The organism is Streptomyces sp. NPDC053673 (assembly GCF_055585225.1).
Genome location: NZ_JBVJKN010000086.1, coordinates 1 through 2,668, shown reverse-complemented (window position 1 = coordinate 2,668; position 2,668 = coordinate 1). Strand labels below are relative to the sequence as shown.

Annotated in this window: 1 protein-coding gene; it reads right to left on the bottom strand. The window is 69.1% G+C overall.

Going from position 1 to position 2,668, the window contains the following annotated elements:
• Positions 1–2,668, bottom strand: a 2,668-nt coding sequence (locus ACZ6ZQ_RS38430) for a type I polyketide synthase (RefSeq protein WP_469773177.1), incomplete at both ends; no start/stop codon positions are given.

Genomic DNA, 2,668 nt, shown 5'->3' with positions numbered 1-2,668 from the left:
GACTGCTCCTGCCCCTGACGGCGCCACGCCGACAGAGCAGGGATCAGTTCACTGAAGGACGCGTCATCATCCACATCCAACTCAGCCACCAGCGACGCGAGATCCTCACGCTCCACCGCATCCCAGAACCGAGCATCCACCGCGTTCGCAAGCTCGCCGACGACCGAGCCACCAGCCGACAACACGGTCTCCGGCCAGTAACGCTGCCGCTGGAACGCATACGTCGGCAAATCAACACGCTCAGCCCCCGTACCGGCAAAGAACCCCGCCCAATCAACCTCCACGCCCCGCACATGCACCTGAGCCAAAGCGGCGACCACCGCCTCCGCCTCAGGACGCCCCTTTCGCAGAACCGGCACGAACGCTGCCCCGTCCTCGGTCACGCACTCCTGCGCCAGAGCAGACAGGACACCGTCCGGACCGAGCTCCACGAACGTCGTAACCCCAGCAGTCTCCAGAGCCCGGACACCGTCCAGGAACCGGACCGCCTCACGCACATGCCGCACCCAGAAATCGGCCGCGCCCATCTCGTCCGACACCAGGGCGCCGGTCAGGTTCGACACCACCGGGATACGCGGGGACTGGTACGACAGCCGCTCCGCAACCTCACGGAAGTACTCCAACATGCCGTCCATGTACGGCGAATGGAACGCATGACTCACGACCAGCCGCTTCGCCTTACGGCCCTGCGCCTGAAAGCCCTCGGCAACCGCGACCGCCGCGTCCTCATCACCCGCAATGACCACCGACTGCGGACCATTGATCGCCGCAATGCTCACCCCATCGGACAGCAGCGGAAGAACCTCGTCCTCCGACGCCTCCACCGCAATCATCACGCCACCCGTCGGCAGCGCCTGCATCAACCGGCCCCGCGCAGCCACCAGCTCACACGCATCCTCAAGGGACAGGACGCCCGCCACATGCGCAGCCGCGATCTCACCGATCGAATGACCCGCCAGGAAGTCCGGCCTCACACCCCAGGACTCGACCAGCCGGAACAGCGCCACCTCAACGGCGAACAACGCCGGCTGCGTGTAGGCCGTCCGGTCGAGCGCATCCGAGTCCGAGCCGAACAGCACATCCTTCAGCGGCACTTCAAGGTGAACATCCAGATGAGCGCACACCGCATCCAGCGCATCCGCGAACACCGGATACCCCTCGTACAGCTCACGGCCCATCCCCAGCCGCTGACTCCCCTGCCCCGTGAACAGGAACGCGAGGCCACCACCGGACACCGTCCCCCGGATCAGGCCAGGCGCCTGCTCGCCGGCGGCCAGCGCGGCCAGCGCATCCAGCTGAGAAGTCGACGCCGCGTCACCCGTGGCGGGACCGAGTCCGACAAGGACCGCCCGGTGCTCCAGCGCCGCGCGACTTGTGGCCAGGGAGTAGCCGAGGTCGAGCGCCCCCCGGGCTCGGGAGGACGTCACGATGCTGGTCGCCATCGGGTGCAGCCGTTCCGCCTGGGCCCGCAGGGCCGTGGCCGTACGGCCGGAGACGAGCCACGGAGACACCGGCAGGGTCCGCGTCGCGGGCGCGCGCTCCGGCAGGTCCTCGGCGTGCGTGCGCTCGGCGGAGCTCTGTGGCGCCTGCTCGATGATCGCGTGCGCGTTGGTGCCGCTGTATCCGAACGAGGAGATGCCCGCCCGGCGCGGGCGCCCGGTTTCCGGCCACTCCACCTGCTCGGTCAGCAGGGCGATGTCGCCCGCCGACCAGTCCACGTACGGCGTGGGTTCGTCGATGTGCAGGGTCTGCGGCAGCACGCCGTGCCGTATCGCCATCACCATCTTGATGACACCGGCCGCACCGGCCACGGCCTGCGTGTGACCGATGTTCGACTTCACCGAGCCGAGCCACAACGGCTGGTCGGCCGCGCGACCCTGACCGTAGGTGGCAAGGAGAGCCTGCGCCTCGATCGGGTCGCCAAGTGTCGTGCCCGTGCCGTGGGCCTCGACCGCGTCCACGTCGGTGGCGGACAGGCCCGCGTCGGCCAGCGCCTCACGGATGACACGCTGCTGGGAGGGGCCGTTCGGGGCGGTGAGCCCGTTGCTGGCACCGTCCTGGTTGACGGCTGAGCCCCGGAGCACGGCGAGCACCGGGTGGCCGTTGCGACGGGCGTCGGAGAGCCGTTCGACGAGGAGCATGCCGACGCCTTCGGACCAGCTCGTACCGTCGGCGGCAGCGGCGAACGCCTTGATGCGGGCGTCGGCTGCGAGGCCTCGCTGCCGGCTGAACTCGGTGAACGCGCCGGGCGTAGACATGATCGTCACAGCGCCGGCAAGCGCCATCGAGCATTCACCGCGTCGCAGTGCCTTGGCCGCCAGATGCAGGGTGACGAGCGAGGAGGAGCAGGCGGTGTCGATGGTGACGGCCGGGCCTTCGAGGCCGAAGGTGTAGGAGAGGCGGCCGGAGACGACGCTGGCCGCGTTGCCGGTGCCGAGATGTCCTTCGAGGCCGTCGGAGTCGTTGAGCCAGAGGTGGAGGTAGTCCTGCGCGTTGGAGCCTACGAAGACTCCGGTCTGGCTGCCGCGCAGCGTCGTCGGGTCGATCCCGGCGCGCTCGAAGGTCTCCCAGGTGGTCTCCAGGAGCAGCCGCTGCTGCGGGTCCATGGCCAGCGCCTCACGCGGCGAGATCCCGAAGAACGCGGCGTCGAAGTCGGCGGCGTCGTGCA